This window comes from Gammaproteobacteria bacterium, assembly GCA_035279405.1.
Taxonomy (GTDB): domain Bacteria; phylum Pseudomonadota; class Gammaproteobacteria; order Natronospirales; family REEB76; genus REEB76.
In genome coordinates this window covers 1-20,582 of the sequence record DATEHU010000011.1, presented here as the reverse complement: position 1 = coordinate 20,582, position 20,582 = coordinate 1, and the positions used below count along the sequence as shown (strand labels likewise).

The following is a 20,582-nucleotide window of genomic DNA, read 5'->3' as shown; positions in this document are numbered from 1 at the left end:
AACGCGGCAAACCCTGACATGCGCTTCGCCACGCTCAAGGACTGGCTCGCGTGGCAGGAGCAGTTGCACCCCAATCCGATAGATCTGGGCCTGGAGCGTGTGCGGCGCGTGCTCCAGGCGATGCAGATCGAACGACCGCCGTTCAAGGTGCTGACCGTAGGCGGTACCAACGGCAAGGGCTCATGCGTGGCGTTTCTGGACGCCATGTTGCGCGCCCAGGGCTACCAGGCCGGCGCCTACACCTCACCGCATCTGTTGCGTTACAACGAGCGTATCCGCATCGGTGGCAGGGAAGTCATGGATGCCGAGCTGTGCGAGTCATTCGCACGGGTGGACAGGGCGCGCGGCGCAACCAGCCTCACGTATTTTGAATTCGGGACTTTGGCGGCGCTGGATATTTTCCGCAATCACAGTATTGATGTTGCCGTGCTGGAGGTGGGCATGGGCGGGCGGCTGGATGCGGTTAACGCCGTGGACCCGCTGGGCGCCCTGGTGGCATCGGTAGGACTGGATCACATGGAATGGCTGGGGCCGGACCGCGACAGCATCGGTTACGAGAAGGCCGGCATTTACCGCCGCGGCCGGCCTGCGATTTGCGGCGACCGCGATCCGCCACTGCGCTTGATGCAGACCGCGCAGCGGAACGGTGCCGACTTGCGGGTGCTCGGCCGAGATTTTGAATGGCAGGCCACGGGCGATGGCTGGACTTGGCAAGGTGACGGGAGCCACATTGGAAATCTGCCGCCTCCGGCCATACCGGGCCGGATCCAGTACGACAATGCGGCCAGCTCAATCGCTTTGTTGCGGGCGGTGCGATCGGAGCTTGCCGTGAGCGAGGCCGCAATCCGCAAGGGATTGCAGCAGGCGAAGATCAGCGCGCGTTTTGAACGTGTGCCCGGCGACGTCGAGTTGATTCTGGATGTCGCGCACAACCAGGACGCCGCGCGCGTACTGGCATCCAATCTGGACGCCACGCGCGGTGGCGGGCGCACCTTCGCGGTCATCGGCATGTACCGGGACAAGGCCGCCGATACCGTCGCCCAGGCACTGGGCGAGCGCATTGATTCCTGGCATCTGGGGGGGCTTGGTGGACCGCGCGGACAGACGGCGGCAGACTTGGCGACGCGTATACGCAGCGCGCTACCGCGCGCGTCATTGCATGCACATGCTTCGGTCATTGACGCTTGGCGAGCGGCGCGCGCCGCTGCCGGGCGCGGCGACCGCATCGTGATCTTCGGTTCGTTTCAAACCGTGAGCGCAATCTTGCGCATTTTGCGCGAATCGGTTACCAATGTGGCCTGAAGCGGCAGGTGCGCCGCAATGGAGACCGGGAAATGCTGATCGGATTAAAAGAGCGCCTGATCGGTGCGGCGGTGCTGGTGGTCCTGGCGATTATCATCATTCCCTGGGTGCTGAAGGGCGGTTCGCCACCGAGCACCACGGTGACTCAGCCGCTGGCTTTGCCGCAGGCTACAACCGCGCCGGCTGCGGAGAGCACCTATCACATGGCCTTGAGCGGCCCGGCGGATGCTGGCACGCGTCCCGTGGCTGCCGATGCGCAGCGCGCGCCGGTTGCGGCGACGCGCCAGGTTGTGACGCCGGTGGTGCGTCAGCCGAAGGCGACCAAACCTTCCGCACCGACAGTGACGCCGGCGCCGGCCACGCACGCCGCAATACACGGTAAATGGGCCGTGCAAGCAGGCAGTTACGCCAACGAGCGCAACGCACGCGCAGTTGAGCGCAAGCTCGCCAAGCGCGGCTATCATGCCTATATAAGCCGCTACCACAAGAGCGGACGCACGTATTATCGCGTGCGTGTCGGCCCTTATGCCGACCGGGCTGCGGCGGAGCGCGTGGTGTCAGGAGTAGCGCGTGCATTTGGTGGCCGAGCGGAGGTGGTGCCGAACAGCTGAAGGCGCGCGGCATGTGCCTCTGTTAGAATGTCACCCCGTATTCGAGGCGGTACGCCGGGTAGCCAAGGCGCGCATGAACTGGGCTGACTACCTCATCATTTTAATCATCGTAGTCTCGGCCCTCATCAGTCTGTGGCGCGGTTTCCTGCGGGAGGTGGTGTCGCTGATCACCTGGATCGTGGCCTTCTGGGTGGCATTACGTTTTGCGTCGCAGGTCGGCGATGCGTTCAAGGTGATTCAAAATCCTTCGGTGCGCATGATCGTGGGTTTCGTGATCCTGTTCGTGGTGATTCTGATCATCGGCATGCTCATCAACCTGGTGCTCGGCAAGCTCATGGCGCATACCGGTGCGAGTGCCAGCGATCGCACCCTGGGCGTGATCTTCGGTCTGGTGCGCGGCGTGGTGATCGTGGCCGTGCTGGTGATCGTGGCGGGCTTCACCACCTTGCCGAAGGACCATTGGTGGCGTGAGTCGCGGCTGATTCCCTATGCGCAGGGTGCCGCCGGCTGGATGCGCGCACTGCTGCCGCAACCGGTGGCGGATGAGATGATGTCGGGCCTGAAGTCCGTGGCCGAACCCAGGCACAAACCCTAGCGAGGCGTGCGATGTGCGGAATCGTCGGAGTCGTGGGGCACAGCGATGTCAATCAGCTGCTCTATGACGCGCTGATTGTGCTGCAGCATCGCGGTCAGGACGCCGCCGGCATGATGACCTGCGACGGCGAGCGCCTGCACCTGCGCAAGAGCAACGGGCTGGTGCGCGACGTTTTCCACCAGCGCCATATGCTGAGGTTGCGCGGCAGCATCGGCTTGGGCCATGTGCGCTATCCGACAGCCGGCTGCGCCAATTCCGCCGAGGCCCAGCCGTTCTACACCAATTCGCCCTACGGCATTGCCCTCGGTCACAACGGCAACCTCACCAATGCGCGCGCCCTCAAGGACATGCTGTTTCGTGAGGACCGGCGGCACCTGAACACCGAATCGGATTCGGAAATCCTGCTCAACGTGTTCGCCCACGAGCTGCAGCGTAACGGCGGACTGGAAGTGGACGAGCGCGACATCTTCAAGGCGGTGGCCGCGGTGCACCGCCGCTGCCGCGGCGGCTACGCCAATATCGGCCTGATTGCCGGCTACGGCATCGTCGGCTTCCGCGATCCGTTCGGCATTCGTCCCCTGGTCTTCGGCCAGCGCATCACCGACAAGGGCACCGAGTACATGATCGCGTCGGAATCGGTGGCGCTGGACGTGTGCGGATTCGAGTTGATACGCGACGTGGCGCCGGGAGAGGCGGTGGTCATCGACCGTCACGGCATGCTGCACACGCAGCAATGCGCGGAGAAAGCACTGTACTCACCGTGCATCTTCGAATACGTGTACTTCGCACGGCCGGACTCCATCATGGATGACATCTCGGTGTACAAGGCGCGCATGCGCATGGGCGACAAGCTGGCCGAGAAAATCCAGCGCGAATGGGCGCAGCACGATATCGACGTGGTGATCCCGATTCCCGATACCAGCCGCACCAGCGCCTTGCAGCTCGCCAACGTGCTGGGGCTCAAGTACCGCGAGGGCTTCATCAAGAACCGCTATATCGGTCGCACCTTCATCATGCCGGGCCAGAAGCAGCGCAATCAGTCGGTGCACCAGAAATTGAATGCCATCGATCTGGAGTTCAGCGGCAAAAACGTGCTGCTGGTGGACGATTCCATCGTGCGCGGCACCACTTCGCAGCAGATCATCAACATGGCGCGCGAGGCCGGCGCGCACAAGGTGTATTTCGCTTCGGCGGCGCCGCCGGTACGGTTCCCCAACGTCTACGGCATCGACATGCCGACGGTGAGCGAGCTGATCGCCCACGACCGCAGCGAACAGCAGGTGGCCGAGTTCATCGGCGCCGACAGGCTCATCTACCAGAACCTCGATGACCTGATTGACGCGGTGCGGCGCGGCAATCCCAAGATCCAGCGTTTCGATACCTCGGTGTTTTCCGGGGAATACGTCACCGGCGACGTGACCGGCGATTATCTGGCGACGCTGGCCCACGAGCGCTCCGACGAGGCCAAGCAGAAGCGCGTGCGCGACGATCGCCAGGTCATCGAAATGTACAACGTGTCCTGACGCTGACCGGTTTTAACGAAGTACGCATGGATCGGCGCCAGTTCCTGTTGCACCTGTTCCAGAGCGGCCTGGCCGCCGTGAATGGACGCGCTTGCGTGTACGCAGCTCTGCGCGGGCGGCAGTTCTCCGTGCCCTTGTATCTGGTGGCCATGGGCAAAGCCGCGGATGCCATGACCGCGGGCGCGCTGGATGCGGTCGGCAGCCAGCTCACTTCGGGGCTGGTGATCACGCGCTATGGGCACCAGGACTCGCCGGTGTATCGCGATCCGCGCATCCTGCTGCTCGAAGCCGGCCATCCGCTCCCGGATGAACACAGTCTGGCGGCCGGCAACGCGTTGCGCCTGTTCCTCGCGAGCGCACCAGCGGATGCGCATTTCCTGTTTTTGGTTTCAGGCGGCGCATCCAGTCTGGCCGAAGTGCCGCTGGCGGGAATTTCGCTCGCAAATCTGCGCATGCTTTCCCGCTGGCTGCTGGCCAGCGGTTTGCCGATCGATGCGGTCAACCGCGTGCGTTCCGCGTTTTCCCAGATCAAGGGTGGACGGCTGCTGGCGGATGTCGGCGGACGCCGTACCGATCTGTTGTTGATCTCGGATGTGCCGCGCGATGTGCCGGAGCATATCGGGTCCGGGCTGCTGCTGCCGCCGCTGGCCGGAGCATTGCCGGAATTGCCGGAGCAGTTCGCGAATTTGAATCCGCAATGGCCGCTGCCGCAGGTCGAGGCCGGCAATGTGTCGGTGCACCTGCTGGCAACCAATGGCCAGGCACGCCAGGCGGTGCAGCAGGCGGCTGCCGGGGTGGTGGCATGCACGCGTGTGCACGCGGATTTTCCCGCCGGCGATGCGGCGGTCTGCGGCGAACGCATCGCGGAGTTCATGCTGCGTTCCGAGCCGGGCCTGCACATCTGGGGCGGAGAAACCGTGGTGTGCCTGCCGGAACATCCCGGACGCGGCGGCCGCAACCAGATGCTGGCGCTGGCCGCGGCGTGCAAACTGAAGGGGCGCAGCGACATACACATGCTCGCGGCCGGCACCGACGGTACCGATGGCAACTCCAACGATGCCGGTGCGCTTGTGGATGGCGGTACCCTGGAGCGCGGCGGCGAGGGGGGATTCGACGCAGGCGATTGCCTGGCGCGCGCCGACGCCGGCAATTTTCTGGAAGCCAGCGGGGACCTCGTGTATACCGGCCCGACCGGAACGAACGTGATGGATCTGGTGATCGCTTTCAAATCCGGTGAAGCCGCAGCTCCATGAGTGGCGAGTGCGCAGCGACGCGCTAGCCGCCGGGCAGTTATTGACCTGTCCCACGCCGCGTGCGTGGCTGGATGCGGTATCTCACCACCAGGATCTGCTGCTGCTGGACCATGCCAACTGCGAGAAGAAGGCCGCGGCGACCGCGTTCAGTCTCATGTTCCAGCACGGCGACCGTTACCCGGAATTGCAGGAACCGTTGTCGCGCCTCGCGCGCGAGGAGCTGCGGCATTTCGAACAGGTGACGCGCCTGTTGCGCCGGCGCGGCATCCCGCCACGGCCCTTGAGCGCCGCGCGTTATGCCGCAGGCCTGCGCCGGCATGCGCGCAAACGTGAGCCCGAGCGCCTCGCCGATTTGCTGCTGGTGGGCGCATTTATCGAAGCGCGCTCCTGCGAGCGTTTCGCGGCACTATCCAGCGTATTGGACACCGAGCTTGCGGATTTTTACGCCCGCCTGGCTGGAGCCGAAGCCCGGCATTGTTCGCTGTATCTCGGCTTGGCGCAGCGTTATGGCGGCGCGGCCCTTGCCGGGCGTGTTGCGACATTTGCAGGAGCGGAACAGGAACTGATTGAAACCCCGGATCGTGATTTCCGCTTTCACAGCGGAATCCCGGTTGGCATTGCCTAGCCGGGAGACTCGAACGGGCGCGCGACCACCGGGCTAATTCGAGTTGTTACCGCGCGGGTCGTGCAACTCGAACGCATTTTGGTCCACTGCGAGCACGCTTGACTGTTCGTACCAGTCCCCCAGCACGATGCGGGTCAGATCCTTGCCGTTGGCGACAAAGCGGTGCACGGCGGGGCGATGGGTGTGGCCGTGGATCAGGCGCGTGACCTGCTGCTCCCGCATCACGCGCTCGACCTCCTGTGCGTTCACGTCCATCAGATAGTCGGGTTTGGCGGATGTCTGGATCTGGCTCTGGGCGCGTGCTTGTTGCGCAAACCGGAGGCGTTCCGTGACAGGTTTGGCGAGGAAAGCTCTTTGCCATGCGGGATCACGCACCTGACGGCGGAATTTCTGGTATTCAAGGTCGTCAGTGCACAGCAGGTCGCCGTGCATCAGCAGAGTGGGCGTGCCGTAAAGCTCCATGCGCGTCGGATCCGGGAGCAGAGTACAACCGGTCTTGCGCATGAATCCGGCGCCGATGAGAAAATCCCGGTTGCCGTGCATGAAGTACACCGGCACGCCCGTGGCGGTGAGTGTGCACACAGCCGCGATGACATCGGCGTGATGGGGATCCGGATCGTCGTCGCCAATCCAGGCCTCGAAGAAATCGCCGAGGATGTACAAGGCCTGCGCGCGGCGCGCCTCGGTGCTGAGGAATTGCAGAAACAACTGCGTGATTCGCGGCCGTGTCGCGTCGAGGTGCAGGTCAGAGATGAACAAGGTGGTCACGGTTCCAAATTGGCGGGTTGCGGCAGCATCCACACTTTGAGGATTACCACCGGCGCGCGCGGTGCATCTTTGTCGAAAGGGCCGACTTTGCCGTTGGGCACGGCGGCGATCTTGTCCACGACCGCCATGCCGCGAATCACACGGCCGAACACGGCGTAGCCCCAGCGATCCGGACGCGGATCCAGTTTCCTGTTGTCCACCAGATTGATGTAGAACGCGGCCGTGGCCGTATGCGGAGCGCTGTCGCGCGCCATGGCGATGGTGCCGCGCAGATTGGAGAGACCGTTACCGGATTCGTTGGGTATGGGCGCGGCGGTTTTCTTTTCCTGGTAGGTGGCGGTGTAGTCGCCGCCCTGGATCACGAAACCGGGTACCACGCGGTAAAAGCTGGTGCCGTTGTAGAAGCCGCTGTGCACGTACTGCAGGAAATTCCGCACGGTGAGCGGTGCGCGCTCGCGGTCCAGTTTCACGACGAACGTTCCCAGGCTGGTTTTGATGGCCACATCGGGATACGGATCCGGTGGTGCGGTGGGCCGCACCGGAACCTGGCTGCAGGCGCCAAGCAACAGCAGCACAAGTACGGCGAGCAGGCGCTTTGTCATGAGCGTTCTCCTTGGACGCGGGTCATCATACGGGCACGGTTGGAAATATGACAGCCGCGCGGGGTGGGGAATATCGGCCCTGATAGAATGCGCGCCATGACGCTGCGCACCCGTTTTGCACCCAGTCCGACCGGCCAGCTGCATGTGGGCAACGCGCGCACCGCGCTTTTCAGTGCGCTGCTGGCAGCGCAAGCGGGTGGTGAGTTCATCCTGCGCATTGAGGACACCGACGCCGAGCGCTCGCGCTCAGAGTTCGAAACCGTGCTGCTCGCTGACCTGGCCTGGCTCGGTCTGCATTGGCAGGAAGGTCCGGACGTGGGCGGGCCGCACGCGCCGTATCGCCAGTCGGAACGCAGCCGGATTTACCGCACTTTCACCGACAAATTGGCGGAGCACGGGCGCACATACCCGTGCTTTTGCACACCTGCAGAGCTGGCGCTGGCGCGCAAGACGCAGCTGGCCGCCGGGCAGCCGCCGCGTTATGCGGGAACATGCGCGGGTCTCACGACTGCAGAAATCGAATCACGGCTTGCGCAGGGAATGAAACCGGCACTACGCTTTCGCGTGCCGGAGAAGGGCGCCACCGAATTCGATGACCTGATTCGCGGTGCACAGCGCTTCGCCCACAAGGACATCGGCGATTTCGTGATACGCCGTGCCGACGGCAGTCCGGCGTTTTTTTTCAGCAATGCGGTGGACGATGCCGTCATGGGTATCACGCACGTATTGCGTGGCGAAGATCATCTAGCGAACACACCCAGGCAGCTGTTATTACTTCAGGCTTTGGGTTTGCATACCCCGCACTACGCGCACCTATCCCTGCTGGTTGGAGCCGACGGTAAGCCGTTGTCCAAGCGTGAAGGGGGAGGCACGCTCCGAGAATTACAGGAAATGGGATTTTCTTCGGCTGCCGTGAAGAATTACCTAGCAAGGCTCGGTCATCACTATGAAACTAACCAAGTGATGAATTTTCGAGAGCTTGCAGAAGGATTCGACGTCTTTAAATTGAACAAGTCTCCGGCTCACTATGATTTAGCTCAGTTGCGTCATTGGCAAAAGGTACTGATGTCTGAAATACGGGATGCGGTGTTGTGGCAGGATTTAACTCAGTCAAAAGAAGGCACGCGCATCAAGGCTCTTGTCCCGAATGATAAATGGCGCGAGTTCATCACCTTCCTTAAACAGGATATCAAACATAGCCTGTTTCCTGCGGAAGCAGCGGATTATGCGGGTATGCTTTATTCTGAAAGGCTGTTGTATAACGATGTTGCGGAAAAAATTATTCGTAAGGCTACCGAGAAATATTTTTCAGTCGCGCTGGAGTTATTGCCTGAAAATGCACGTCTGTACAGACAGTACGCAGACTTCCTGAGCAAGGTTACCGGCCTGCGGGGCCGTGATTTGTATATGCCATTGCGCGTAGCACTGACCGGCATCACGCATGGCCCCGAATTGGATTTGATTTGGACAATGCTCGGGCCGGAACGTATCCATCGACGACTCACAGCTGCTGCGGAAATTGCACGGAACTAACGACGCATGCTGAAAATCCACAATTCGCTCACCGGTAAAAAAGAAAACTTCGTCCCCATTCGTCCGGCGGATGTGCGCATGTATGTCTGTGGCCTGACGGTGTACGACTACATGCACCTCGGGCATGCACGCATGCTGGTGGTGTTCGACACCGCGGTGCGCTGGTTGCGGGCCAGCGGTTACCGCCTGACCTACGTGCGTAACATCACCGACATTGACGACAAGATCATCCGGCGTGCGGCCGAGAATCATGAGTCCATCCAGCAACTGACCGAGCGCTTCATCCGCTTCAGCCATGAGGACGAGGCAGCACTGGGTGTGCTGCGTCCGGACCTCGAACCGCGCGCTACGCAATCCATCGACGCCATCGTGCGTATGGTGCAGACCTTGTTGGACAAGGGCTTTGCCTATCAAGGCCCGAACGGCGACATGTACTACGCGGTGAACCGCTTCAAGAACTACGGACAGCTGTCGGGCAAGCGGCCGGAGGACTTACGCGCCGGCGCGCGTGTCGAGGTGGACGAAAGCAAGCGCGATCCACTGGATTTCGTGCTGTGGAAGGCGGCCAAACCGGGTGAACCCGCCTGGCCGTCGCCCTGGGGCGCGGGGCGGCCCGGCTGGCATATCGAATGCTCAGCTATGTCCACCGCCGCGCTGGGGAATCACTTCGACATCCACGGCGGGGGCATGGATTTGCAGTTTCCGCACCACGAGAACGAAATCGCGCAGTCCGAGGCGGCCACCGGCGAGCCGTTCGTGAACCTGTGGATGCACAACGGTTTTGTCAACGTGGACGAAGAGAAGATGTCGAAATCGCTCGGCAACTTCTTCACGGTGCGCGAGGTGCTGAAGAAGTACCGGCCGGAAGTGGTGCGCTATTTCATCCTCAACAGTCACTACCGCAGTCCGCTGAATTATTCCGATGCATCGCTGGATCTGGCGGCGCACGGTTTGGCGCGTTTCTATACCGCTTTACGTGATGTTAGGCCCGGAAACGCACCGCAACACAGCGAGTTCCGCGAGCACTTTGCGGCGGCTATGGACGACGATTTCAACACACCGATCGCCATTAGCGTATTGTTTGAATTGGCCAGAGAAATTAATCGCCAAAAGGAAAATGATTTGAATGTTGCTAGTAATCTAGTGGCGCTGCTTATCCAGTTAGGCAGGGTATTAGGACTGCTCCAGGAGGATCCAGAAAAATATTTTAAATCACTGCATTATTATGGAACTATGAATATAAATGAAGGGAAGGATACCTCGTCAATCCAGGCATTGGTTGGATATAGCAATGAGAAAATAGAGTTTTTGATCAATCAACGGAATGCAGCACGAAACAACATGAATTGGAAAGAGGCAGATCGCATCCGTGATGAACTAGATAAGAATGGGATCGTGATAGAGGATGGAGCTAAAGGAACAACTTGGAGGCGTAAATAGCTGGACTCATTTCCCATGTTGCTCCGCCGCGGTCAGGGTATTATTGAGCAGCATAGTAACGGTCATGGGGCCGACACCGCCGGGTACAGGTGTAATCATCGCGGCGCGTTTGCGGGCACTCTCGAATTCCACATCGCCCACCAGCTTACCGTTGGCTAAGCGGTTCATGCCTACGTCAACTACGGTTGCGCCTGTTTTGATCCAGGCGCCCGGAATCAACTTGGGTTTGCCTACTGCGACCACCAGGATATCGGCCTCCCGCACCAGCCCTGCGAGAGCGGCCTCGGGCGTGAAACGGTGGCAGATGCTGACCGTGGCGCCGGCGAGCAGAAGTTCGAGCGCCATGGGCCGGCCGACAATGTTGGATGCACCCACCACTACCGCGTGGCGGCCGGTAAAAGTCTCCCCGTATTTCTCCAGCAGCTTGATGATGCCGTAAGGAGTGCAGGGGCGCAGCAACGGTACACGCTGCGCCAGGCGGCCGACATTGTAGGGGTGGAATCCATCCACATCCTTGTCCGGACGGATGCGTTCGATAATGGTCTCTGTGCCGATATGGGCCGGCAGCGGCAATTGCACCAGAATGCCATCAATGGCCGGATCGGCGTTGAGTTTGTCCACCAGTTCGAGCAGCGCTGCTTGTGAGGTGTCGACTGGCAGATCGAAGGCACTGGAAATGAATCCCGCTTCCTTGCAGGCCAGCCGCTTGTTACGCACATAGATTTTAGAAGCCGGGTCGCTGCCCACCAATATCACGGCCAAGCCAGGCGCGCGGTGGTTTTCCCGAAGGCGCGCCGCGACTTTCAGGCGGATGCCATCGCGGATTTCAGCTGCCAGAGCTTTGCCGTCAATAACCCGGGCCGGCATGTGAAGTTCCTGCGAATCAGCGGCCTGCATTGTCGCATGCACCTGTAGTCGCTCCAACCGCGTGCCTCAAAATTGACTGAATTATGGGCGATCCGTATCATTCCCGCCCGCGGCGGGGCATAGCGCAGTCTGGTAGCGCACCTGCTTTGAGGGCGAGTCCCGAACGGGACGAGCGCCGGGTACATGGATGTACACGGCTGGGTTGCTAGGCGAGGCACGAGCCGAGCCAGCAACAGCCTGCTCCCACAAAGCAGGTGACTTGTTGATAAGGTTACGCGGCGGGGCATAGCGCAGTCTGGTAGCGCACCTGCTTTGGGAGCAGGGGGTCGTGGGTTCGAATCCCTCTGCCCCGACCATTTTGCTGCATTGAAATTGCGCCTGTAGGTGCAGCGCGTGTTTTCATCGGACAGCCGGTGGCTGTCAGGTTCCGCCGAACGCAAGGCAGGGATGCCGAGCCGGGTGCGCGTCAGGGATGGCGCAGTGAGTACAATCTGAATTTGCGCCTGTAGCTCAGTTGGATAGAGCACCGACCTTCTAAGTCGGCGGTCGCAGGTTCGACTCCTGCCAGGCGCGCCAAGACGGCGAAGCTGGCAATGAGTTTATGGTGGACGTAGCTCAGTTGGTAGAGCCCCGGATTGTGGATCCGGCTGTCGTGGGTTCGAGCCCCATCGTCCACCCCATTTAATTGTTCGGGCAGTCGCTATACCGTTGATTCAGTATATAAACCATCAAGAATCCTCTGGTGGGCCGTTAGCTCAGTTGGGTGAGGCCGGTGTATTGAATCGAAATACCGGTGGCATTTCGATCCGGACGAACGCGAGGCACGATGCCGAGCCGGGTGCGCGCCATGGATGGTTCTGTGAGTGAGATCAGAATTTGGGCCGTTAGCTCAGTTGGTAGAGCTGCTGACTCTTAATCAGTAGGTCGCAGGTTCGAGTCCTGCACGGCCCACCAAATTACTCGTCCAAGTCTGATAGCAAATAAGATCTATTTCTCTTTGATGCGCCGGACTCGAACCTGCGGTTCGCTTTTGCGCTTCGCATCCTGCTTCGCTCGAAAGCCAGCCAACCCATCCCTGGGTTGGCGCTCGCAGCTGACGCTGCTAGCCCATTGGCATTCCGGTGAGCGCACCGGCCACGCCCTGCACGGCCCACCAAAGAATCCTTGTTTCGGATACGAACCATCCCTGACGCGGCGCATGAACGCCAAGGCTGGCCAAGCAGAAAGCCGGTAACGCGATTCAACCGGATGGGAACTCACGCAGGAGACGTGCATCCAGTTCGCGCACACGCGTCTCAAGTTCGTGTATGCGTTCGAGCAGGGTTAATGCCACAGCGAGTCCCGGGCCGTCCAGGTCCAGATCCCGGTACAAGCGTCCAGCGGCCCTTGCCAGCGGCAGACAATCGGCGCCGAAGGACCATGCAGGCGCTTGCGGGTCGAGCGGAGCCAGCACGCCGATGTCCACCAGATAGCGCAAATCAGCTTCCGTCAGTCCGGATGTCCGCACAAATTCATGCAGCGGCAAATCCGGCCGCGCATTCAGCCACTGCACTTCAGTGAGTTCGACTCGCATGGCCCACCTCCTGTTGATAGTGTGCGCGCGGGTTGAATTCGGAGCTGGCGCCGAGTTGCTTGAACAGTTCCTGCTGACGCTGGTTCAGCGCGGCGGGCATCACGATTTGCACGATGGCGAACAAGTCGCCCGCACCGCCTTGTGGCCGTGGCAATCCGCGGCCCGGCAGGCGCAGTTGCCGGCCGGATGAGGCTCCCGGCTGGATTTTGAGCCGTACCGGCCCGCCGGGCGTCGGCAGCTCGACACTGGTGCCCAGCGCCGCTTCCCAGGGAGCCAGTGGCAGATCCAGATAGACGTCATGGCCAGCCACGCGAAACAGGTGATGCGGCCGCAGACTGATGTTGAGATACAGGTCACCGTCATTGCCGCCGTTCAGTCCCTTGCCGCCTTTGCCCGGCACACGCAAGCGTTGACCGTCGCTTGCTCCCTTGGGGATGCGCGCCTTAAACGTGTGGGGCGTGCGGTGTGGGACACCCTGCGCGTCATACTCGGGCAGACTCAAATCCAGATTCACCTGGGTGCCGTGATAGGCATCGGCAAGGCTGATGGGCACAGACACCTCGTAATCCTGGCCATCGACGGGTATGTTTGTGGAGGCCTGTCCGGCGCGGAACCGGCCGCCCTGCAGACCGGCAAACAGGTCCGCCAGATCCATGTCCTCAAATGCAGACGGTGCGTCGCGGTAGCGTTCCTGCCAGTCCGGCGGCGGGCGGAACTGCTCGCCCGAGCGTGGTTGCCCCAGCTGATCAAAGGCCGCACGCTTCTCAGTATCCTTCAGAGTCTGATAGGCTTCGGCAATATCCTTGAACTTCTCGGCGGCATCCGCCTCCTTGGAAACATCCGGGTGATATTTGCGCGCCAGTCTGCGGTACGCACGTTTGATTTCCTCGGCACTGGCGGCACGTGGAACGCCCAGAATCTCGTAGTAATCCTTGTAGCGCATGGTGACGTGGGAAGTGTGTAAATCCGGCCGATGGCCGCACCAGTGTAAACGATGCCTGTCGCGGAGCGCGGCCGGCCCGGTTGCATAATCAAGCCGCGTGCAGGGCGGCGGGCGGCAAATTTGTATAATGGCGCCGTGCGACGGCTCGCCCACTGACCCAAGCCGCCCTTACGCACACAAGCCTTTGATATACTTGAGAAAGTATCGGCGATTGTGCGGCGGGACGAGGCGAAAGTGGCGGAACTGGTAGACGCGCTGGATTTAGGTTCCAGTGGGGTAACCCGTGAGAGTTCGAGTCTCTCCTTTCGCACCACAACATGTCGCGCCACGAGTGCCGGTGAGTTGCGCCGCGCTAACCACTGAGAGGAATGCGAGCAATGCAAGTGTCAATCGAGACCACGGCAGGACTGGAACGGCGCATGAAAGTGCGGGTGCCGGCCGAGCGCGTGGAACACGAAATCGAGCAGCGGCTCAGGAACCTGGGCAAGAACGCCAAGCTCAACGGCTTTCGCCCCGGCAAGATCCCATTTGAGGTGGTGAAAAAGCGCTTTGGCAGCGAAGTGCGGCAGGAGGTGCTGACGAACCTGCTGCACGACACCTGCAGCGAAGCGCTGGCGCAGGAAAAGGTCAATCCCGCGGGCGGTCCGCGCATCGACTCGGTGAACAATGAGCCGGGCAAGGACCTGGAATACATCGCGACTTTCGAAGTCTATCCGGAAGTCCAATTGCAGGGTCTTGAAGGCATCGCGGTGGAAAAGCCGGTGGCTGAAATTACCGCAACCGATGTAGACGCCATGCTGGATAATCTGCGTCACCAGCGCGCACGCTGGGAGAGCGTGACGCGCGGAGCGCACCAAGGCGATCGGGTGCAACTGGATTTCGAGGGCCGCGTGGATGGCGAGACCTTTCCCGGCGGCAAGGCCGAAAAAACTCTGGTGGTGCTGGGCGAGGGCCGTCTGCTCGAGGATTTCGCGACGGGCATCGAGGGAATGCGTGCCGGTGAACAGCGTGATATCGAAGTGCGCTTTCCCGACGATTACCAGGCGAAGGAAGTCGCGGGCAAGGTCGCGCGCTTCCATGTGCAGGTGCACCGCGTCGAAGCGCAGGTACTGCCGGAACTGGACGAGGCCTTCTGCAAGAGCTTCGGCGTGGCCGACGGTGGTCTGGACAAACTGCGCGCGGAAGTGACCGGCAACATGCGGCACGAAATGGCGGACACGGTACGCAGTCGCATGAAGGAACAGGTGTTGAATGCATTACTGGCGGCCAATCCGGTAACGCTGCCGAAGGCGCTGCTCGATGAGGAAGTCGAGAATTTGCGCCAGGACGCGCTCGCGCGCATGGGCATCAAGGGCACCAAGAAAGCCGTGGATCTGCCCAGCGAACTGTTCCGGGAACAAGCCACGCGCCGCGTGACACTGGGCCTGATCATCGGCGAAATCATCATGCGCCAGCAGCTGCGCGTGGATTCCAAGCGCGCCGAACAGCGGCTGGAGCGCATGGCCGAGGACTACAGCAATCCGGGTGAAGCCCTGCGCAGCCTGCGGGCGAACAAGGGGGTGATGCACCAGATCGAGGGTCTGGCGCTCGAGGACCAGGTTGTGGACTGGCTGCTGGAAAGGGCGGTGGTGTCCGACAAATCCACGAGTTTCAGTGAATTGATGCACTTCCACGATCATGAACATGATCATGAGCACGAACACGGGCACGCCTAGCGTGACCTGCGAGGCAGCACATATATGAAGGCACACGGCGAACCCCAAGGGCTGAACCTGGTACCCATCGTGGTGGAGCAGACCGCGCGCGGTGAACGCTCTTACGACATTTACTCGCGTCTGCTCAAAGAGCGTCTGATTTTCATTGTCGGCGCGATTGACGATTACGTGGCCAATCTGGTCGTGGCGCAACTGCTGTTCCTCGAATCGGAGAACCCCGACAAGGACATCAGCGTGTACATCAATTCCCCGGGCGGCTCGGTCACCGCAGGCCTGTCCATTTACGACACTATGCAGTTCGTGAAGCCGGATGTGTCCACGATCTGCGTCGGCCAGGCGGCCAGCATGGGGGCATTGCTGCTGACTGGAGGTGCCAAGGGTAAGCGCTATTGCCTGCCGCACTCGCGCATGATGATTCACCAGCCGCACGGTGGCGCGCAGGGGCAGGCGGCCGATATCGACATTCAGGCACGCGAGATCCTGCATCTGCGGGAGCGGGTCAACCAGATTCTGGCCAGGCATAGCGGTCAAAGTATTGAGCAAATTCAACAAGATACGGATCGTGACCGCTTCATGGGCGCGGAAGATGCGGTCAAGTACGGCCTGATCGACGCGGTGCTCGATAAGCGCCAGATCAAGGCTTAGGCAGGGCGGCGACCGCGGGAGATTCGACGCAGGCGGCAGGGCTATTGAAGCGCGCGGCGGAAATCTCCATAGTGTGGATAGGGGCCTGCGGCCCCGGTAATTCCAGAGGTAAACAGCAACATGGCGGACGAAACGCGCGGCAAGAGTGAGGACGGCAGCAAGCTGCTGTACTGCTCGTTCTGCGGCAAGAGCCAGCACGAGGTACGCAAGCTGATTGCCGGGCCGTCGGTGTATGTGTGCGACGAATGTGTGGAACTCTGCAATGACATCATCCGCGAGGAGATGCAGGAGCAGACGCAAACGGCGCGCAACAAGCTGCCGCGTCCGCAGGAAATCAAGGCGGTTCTGGATCAGTACGTCATCGGCCAGGAGCGCGCCAAGAAAATCCTTTCGGTCGCCGTATACAATCACTACAAGCGCCTGGACGTGCGCACCAACCACAACAAGGACGATGTGGAACTCGCCAAGAGCAATATCCTGATGATCGGTCCGACCGGCTCCGGCAAGACGCTGCTGGCTGAGACTCTGGCGCGACTGTTGAACGTGCCATTTACCATCGCCGATGCCACCACGCTTACCGAGGCCGGTTATGTCGGCGAGGATGTCGAGAACATCATCCAGAAGCTCCTGCAGAAATGCGATTACGACGTGGAGAAGGCCCAGACCGGCATCGTCTATATTGATGAAATCGACAAGATTTCGCGCAAATCGGACAACCCCTCGATCACGCGCGACGTGTCCGGTGAAGGCGTGCAGCAAGCGCTTCTCAAACTCATCGAGGGCACCGTGGCCTCGGTCCCGCCGCAGGGCGGGCGCAAACACCCGCAGCAGGAGTTCCTGCAGGTGGATACCACCAACATCCTGTTCCTGTGCGGCGGGGCATTTGCGGGTCTGGAGAAAATCATCCGCAACCGCACCGAAAAGAGCGGCATCGGTTTCATGGCCGAGATCCGCGGCAAGAACGACATCAAGAACGTCGGCGAGGTGCTGCACGAGGTCGAACCCGAAGACCTGATCCGCTTCGGCCTGATCCCGGAGTTTGTCGGGCGTCTGCCGGTGGTGGCCACGCTGGACGAACTCGACGAAGCCGCGTTGATGCGCATCCTCACCGAGCCGAAGAACGCCATTACCAAGCAATATCAGAAGCTCTTCGACATGGAAGGCTGCGAACTCGAGATCCGCGAGGACGCGTTGCGCTCAACCGCCAAACGCGCCATGCAGCGCAAAACCGGCGCGCGCGGCCTGCGCACCATCCTCGAACACGTGCTCCTGGACATCATGTATGAACTACCGTCCATGTCGCATGTCTCCAAAGTGGTGATTGACGAAGCGGTCATCAGCGGGGAGAACAAGCCCTACATCGTGTATGAGCGCGAGAAGAAGCAGCTGGCGGCCGCCGACCGGCGCTAGTCACTTGAATGTCGTTGCGCCGCCCATATCCATTGCGGTGGCGTCCCTGGCTTCCCCTGATGTCGCCTCCCCGGAGTCCATGAAGGTTCAACCGTGAGCACCGAAACCCGACAGAACGACCTGCTCGAAGGCCAGCCGATGCTGGTGCCGGTACTGCCGCTGCGCGACGTGGTGGTGTACCCGCACATGGTGATTCCGCTGTTCGTGGGCCGCGAGAAGTCCATCAAGGCCCTGGACCACAGCATGCAGGCCGGCAAACAGATTTTGCTGATCGCACAGAAGAGCCCGGAAGTGGACGACCCCAAGGAAACCGACCTGTATCGGGTGGGGACGCTGGCCACGATGCTGCAGATGGTCAAGCTTCCGGACGGCACCGTGAAGGTGCTGGTCGAGGGCGGGGACCGTGCGCGCATCCAGCAGATCAATGACGGTGAGTATTTTTCCGCCATGGGCACGGTCATGCGCGTCCAGGGCCAGTACGATGAACGCGAGATGGACGTGCTGATGCGCTCGGCGCTTTCACTGTTTGATCAGTACGTCAAGCTCAACAAGAAGATTCCACCCGAGCTACTGACCTCGCTGGCCGGCATAGAACAGCCCGGTCGGCTGGCGGATACCATTGCCGCCCACATGCAGCTCAAACTGGACGAGAAGCAGAAGATTCTGGAGCTCGAGGACGTGCGCGCGCGGCTGGAACACGTGATGGCGCTGATCGAGGGCGAGATCGACATCCTGCAGATCGAAAAGCGCATCCGCGGGCGCGTCAAACAGCAAATGGAGAAGAGCCAGCGCGAGTATTACCTCAACGAGCAGATGAAGGCCATCCAGAAGGAGCTGGGCGACCTGGAGGACGCGCCCAATGAAATGGAAGAGCTGGAAAAGCGCATCCGCAAGGCCGGCATGCCCAAGGAAGCCCGGGACAAGGCGCTGGCGGAATTCAACAAACTCAAGCTCATGTCACCGATGTCGGCGGAAGCCACGGTGGTGCGCAACTATGTGGACTGGCTGGTCAACGTGCCGTGGAAGAAGCGTACGCGCGTGGGTCATGACTTGGGAGCCGCCGAGAAGATCCTCGAGGCCGACCATTACGGGCTCGACAAGGTCAAGGAGCGCATCCTCGAATACCTCGCAGTCCAGCAGCGTGTCAACAAGCTCAAAGGCCCGATCCTGTGCCTGGTGGGTCCGCCGGGCGTGGGCAAGACCTCACTGGGCCAGAGCATTGCGCGCGCCACCAACCGCAAGTTCGTGCGCATGTCGCTCGGTGGCGTGCGTGATGAGGCCGAGATCCGCGGCCACCGGCGCACCTACATCGGTTCGATGCCCGGCAAGATCCTGCAGAACATGGCCAAGGTGGGCGTGCGCAATCCGCTGTTCCTGCTGGATGAAGTGGACAAGATGTCCATGGATTTCCGCGGCGATCCTTCCTCGGCGCTGCTCGAGGTACTCGATCCCGAGCAGAACCACACATTCAACGACCATTACCTGGAAGTGGATTTTGACCTCTCGGAGGTGTTGTTCGTGGCCACGGCCAACACCATGAACATCCCCGCGCCGTTGCTGGACCGCATGGAAGTTATCCGCCTGCCGGGATACACCGAGGACGAGAAGATCAACATCGCCATGAAGTATCTGACACCCAAGCAGATGCGCAACAACGGCCTCAAACCCGACGAACTGGTGATCGGTGAAAGTGCGGTCACCGACATCATTCGCTACTACACGCGTGAAGCCGGAGTGCGCAATCTGGAACGCGAAATTTCCAAAATCTGCCGCAAGATAGTCAAGGGCTTGCTGCTCAAGCCGCGCGACAAGCAGGTGCACATCCTGCCGCGCAATCTGGATGATTACCTCGGCGTGCGGCGCTTCCGCTACGGGCGTGCCGAAGACCACGACCAGGTGGGACAGGTCACCGGACTGGCCTGGACCGAAGTAGGTGGCGAATTGCTCACCATCGAGGCCACGGTGGTGCCGGGCAAAGGCAAGCTTATCCACACCGGCCAACTGGGCGGCGTGATGCAGGAATCCATCCAGGCGGCGCTTACCGTGGTGCGCAGCCGGGCCGCATTGCTCGGTATCGAGCCGGACTTTCACCAGAAATATGACGTGCATATCCACGTTCCGGAGGGCGCCACGCCCAAGGACGGACCCAGCGCCGGTGTCGGCATGTGCACGGCTCTGGTGTCGGCGCTTACGAAAATTCCGGTACGTGCAGACGTCGCCATGACCGGTGAAATTACCCTGCGTGGCGAGGTGCTGCCGATCGGGGGACTGAAGGAAAAACTGCTTGCGGCACATCGAGGTGGTGTGGGTATCGTGCTGATTCCGCAGGAAAATGCCAAGGACCTTGTGGAAATTCCCAAGAACATAAAGGGCGCGCTCGATATCCGTCCCATGCGCTGGATAGACGACATTCTTAAAGCGGCACTCGAACATTCACCGGAACCGAAACCGGTTCCAGCAGGGGCCGAAGCGCTGCCACCGACCGGTGCCGTTACGCCCCAGGCCGAGCCCGAAAGTGTACGCCCGCATTGAATCTGCTGATTCCGCAAGTTGACAAGCGTTTGCGGCCACCTGTATAAACTTGCGCATTGAGCAGGCAGCGAAGCACGGTTTTTATGCACGTCGGTGCGTGCGGTGATCGGAAGCCGCATGATGTTCAGGCCCCACGCAGGGAATCATCCATCATCCACAGGCAACCAGGGGATACCAATCCATGAACAAGGCTGAATTGATCAACGCAGTCGCCGAATCCACCAAACTGTCGCACGCAGACGCAGATCGCGCGGTGCAATCGGTGCTGCATTCCATTAGCGGCGCTTTACGCAACGGCGATCAGGTCGTGTTGGTGGGCTTCGGCACCTTCACGGTCAAGCATCGTGCAGCACGCACCGGACGCAATCCGCAAACCGGGCAGACGATCCAGATTGCCGCGAGCAAAGTACCGGGATTCAAGGCTGGCAAAGCCCTGAAGGATGCCGTAAACTGAATCACTCTTCGGGGTGCTTAGCTCAGCTGGGAGAGCATCGCCTTTACACGGCGAGGGTCGGGGGTTCGAACCCCTCAGCACCCACCAGGCGCTGCGGAGTGCTGCTGCGGAGTGGTAGTTCAGCTGGTTAGAATACCGGCCTGTCACGCCGGGGGTCGCGGGTTCGAATCCCGTCCACTCCGCCATACCCA

The 20,582-nt window shown here is 60.9% G+C and carries 18 protein-coding genes and 7 tRNA genes; 20 read left to right on the top strand and 5 right to left on the bottom strand.

The annotated features are described in order from the left end of the window. Window positions 1-18 precede the first annotated feature (18 nt). The 6 genes from folC to VJR90_00310 are packed head-to-tail and all read left to right on the top strand — an operon-like array spanning window position 19 to window position 5,909. Entirely contained in the window at window positions 19-1,302 is a 1,284-nt protein-coding gene (folC, locus tag VJR90_00335; protein ID HKV95921.1) for a bifunctional tetrahydrofolate synthase/dihydrofolate synthase, read from the top strand. A 32-nt stretch (window positions 1,303-1,334) separates the two neighbouring features. Continuing rightward, complete coding sequence (locus tag VJR90_00330) at window positions 1,335-1,913, top strand: SPOR domain-containing protein (protein ID HKV95920.1); 579 nt, start codon at window positions 1,335-1,337, stop codon at window positions 1,911-1,913. A gap of 13 nt (window positions 1,914-1,926) precedes the next feature. Further along, complete coding sequence (locus VJR90_00325) at window positions 1,927-2,508, top strand: CvpA family protein (GenBank protein ID HKV95919.1); 582 nt, start codon at window positions 1,927-1,929, stop codon at window positions 2,506-2,508. Window positions 2,509-2,519: 11 nt separating this feature from the next. Continuing rightward, window positions 2,520-4,031 carry an amidophosphoribosyltransferase gene (gene purF / locus VJR90_00320; protein ID HKV95918.1) on the top strand — a complete coding sequence of 504 codons (1,512 nt, stop codon included), beginning with the start codon at window positions 2,520-2,522 and terminating at the stop codon, window positions 4,029-4,031. A gap of 26 nt (window positions 4,032-4,057) precedes the next feature. Continuing rightward, window positions 4,058-5,284 carry a DUF4147 domain-containing protein gene (locus VJR90_00315; GenBank protein HKV95917.1) on the top strand — a complete coding sequence of 409 codons (1,227 nt, stop codon included), beginning with the start codon at window positions 4,058-4,060 and terminating at the stop codon, window positions 5,282-5,284. Between the two features lie 7 nt (window positions 5,285-5,291). Next, the gene (locus tag VJR90_00310; protein HKV95916.1) at window positions 5,292-5,909 is read left to right on the top strand and encodes a tRNA-(ms[2]io[6]A)-hydroxylase; all 618 of its coding nucleotides are present in this window, start codon (window positions 5,292-5,294) and stop codon (window positions 5,907-5,909) included. A 33-nt stretch (window positions 5,910-5,942) separates the two neighbouring features. On the opposite strand, the gene VJR90_00305 is transcribed toward VJR90_00310, so the two are convergent. Both VJR90_00305 and VJR90_00300 read right to left on the bottom strand, forming a co-directional pair. Next, window positions 5,943-6,677: a UDP-2,3-diacylglucosamine diphosphatase gene (locus VJR90_00305; protein ID HKV95915.1), complete on the bottom strand. Its 735-nt coding sequence runs from the start codon at window positions 6,675-6,677 to the stop codon at window positions 5,943-5,945. Beyond that, window positions 6,674-7,279 (bottom strand): peptidylprolyl isomerase, encoded by a 606-nt coding sequence (locus VJR90_00300; protein ID HKV95914.1) that lies wholly within the window; start codon window positions 7,277-7,279, stop codon window positions 6,674-6,676. The genes VJR90_00305 and VJR90_00300 overlap by 4 nt, the downstream gene beginning before the upstream one ends. A gap of 87 nt (window positions 7,280-7,366) precedes the next feature. Here VJR90_00300 and gltX point away from each other — a divergent pair, with 87 nt between their 5' ends. Beyond that, window positions 7,367-8,812 carry a glutamate--tRNA ligase gene (gltX, locus tag VJR90_00295; protein HKV95913.1) on the top strand — a complete coding sequence of 482 codons (1,446 nt, stop codon included), beginning with the start codon at window positions 7,367-7,369 and terminating at the stop codon, window positions 8,810-8,812. 6 nt (window positions 8,813-8,818) lie between these two features. After that, window positions 8,819-10,252, top strand: a complete 1,434-nt coding sequence (gene cysS, locus VJR90_00290) for a cysteine--tRNA ligase (GenBank protein HKV95912.1) — start codon at window positions 8,819-8,821, stop codon at window positions 10,250-10,252. Between the two features lie 6 nt (window positions 10,253-10,258). On the opposite strand, the gene folD is transcribed toward cysS, so the two are convergent. Then, window positions 10,259-11,119 carry a bifunctional methylenetetrahydrofolate dehydrogenase/methenyltetrahydrofolate cyclohydrolase FolD gene (gene folD, locus VJR90_00285; GenBank protein ID HKV95911.1) on the bottom strand — a complete coding sequence of 287 codons (861 nt, stop codon included), beginning with the start codon at window positions 11,117-11,119 and terminating at the stop codon, window positions 10,259-10,261. A gap of 279 nt (window positions 11,120-11,398) precedes the next feature. Here folD and VJR90_00280 point away from each other — a divergent pair. From VJR90_00280 to VJR90_00265, 4 genes are all read left to right on the top strand, one after another. Beyond that, window positions 11,399-11,475 (top strand) — tRNA-Pro (locus VJR90_00280). A 143-nt stretch (window positions 11,476-11,618) separates the two neighbouring features. After that, window positions 11,619-11,695 (top strand) — tRNA-Arg (locus tag VJR90_00275). Window positions 11,696-11,723: 28 nt separating this feature from the next. Further along, a tRNA-His gene (locus VJR90_00270) sits at window positions 11,724-11,799 on the top strand. Window positions 11,800-11,997: 198 nt separating this feature from the next. Then, a tRNA-Lys gene (locus tag VJR90_00265) sits at window positions 11,998-12,073 on the top strand. 286 nt (window positions 12,074-12,359) lie between these two features. Here the strand turns inward: VJR90_00265 and VJR90_00260 are convergent. Together VJR90_00260 and VJR90_00255 are read right to left on the bottom strand one after the other, a co-directional pair. Further along, entirely contained in the window at window positions 12,360-12,692 is a 333-nt protein-coding gene (locus VJR90_00260) for a chaperone modulator CbpM (GenBank protein ID HKV95910.1), read from the bottom strand. Further along, window positions 12,673-13,635: a DnaJ C-terminal domain-containing protein gene (locus tag VJR90_00255; GenBank protein ID HKV95909.1), complete on the bottom strand. Its 963-nt coding sequence runs from the start codon at window positions 13,633-13,635 to the stop codon at window positions 12,673-12,675. Before VJR90_00255 ends, VJR90_00260 begins: the two co-directional genes overlap by 20 nt. Before the next feature lie 228 nt (window positions 13,636-13,863). On the opposite strand from VJR90_00255, the gene VJR90_00250 reads away from it, so the two are divergent. The 8 genes from VJR90_00250 (at window position 13,864) to VJR90_00215 (ending at window position 20,576) form a co-directional block, all read left to right on the top strand. Then, a tRNA-Leu gene (locus VJR90_00250) sits at window positions 13,864-13,948 on the top strand. Between the two features lie 64 nt (window positions 13,949-14,012). Then, on the top strand, window positions 14,013-15,350 hold the full coding sequence (gene tig / locus VJR90_00245; GenBank protein ID HKV95908.1) for a trigger factor: 1,338 nt from the start codon (window positions 14,013-14,015) through the stop codon (window positions 15,348-15,350). 24 nt (window positions 15,351-15,374) lie between these two features. After that, window positions 15,375-15,995, top strand: coding sequence for an ATP-dependent Clp endopeptidase proteolytic subunit ClpP (gene clpP / locus VJR90_00240; protein HKV95907.1), 621 nt, complete (start codon window positions 15,375-15,377; stop codon window positions 15,993-15,995). Window positions 15,996-16,115: 120 nt separating this feature from the next. Continuing rightward, window positions 16,116-17,405 (top strand): ATP-dependent Clp protease ATP-binding subunit ClpX, encoded by a 1,290-nt coding sequence (clpX, locus tag VJR90_00235; protein HKV95906.1) that lies wholly within the window; start codon window positions 16,116-16,118, stop codon window positions 17,403-17,405. Window positions 17,406-17,543: 138 nt separating this feature from the next. Then, window positions 17,544-19,937 carry an endopeptidase La gene (gene lon / locus VJR90_00230; GenBank protein HKV95905.1) on the top strand — a complete coding sequence of 798 codons (2,394 nt, stop codon included), beginning with the start codon at window positions 17,544-17,546 and terminating at the stop codon, window positions 19,935-19,937. Between the two features lie 181 nt (window positions 19,938-20,118). Continuing rightward, on the top strand, window positions 20,119-20,391 hold the full coding sequence (locus VJR90_00225) for an HU family DNA-binding protein (GenBank protein HKV95904.1): 273 nt from the start codon (window positions 20,119-20,121) through the stop codon (window positions 20,389-20,391). 11 nt (window positions 20,392-20,402) lie between these two features. Further along, window positions 20,403-20,478: transfer RNA gene (locus tag VJR90_00220), tRNA-Val, on the top strand. A gap of 21 nt (window positions 20,479-20,499) precedes the next feature. Continuing rightward, window positions 20,500-20,576, top strand: a tRNA-Asp gene (locus tag VJR90_00215). Window positions 20,577-20,582: the final 6 nt, after the last annotated feature.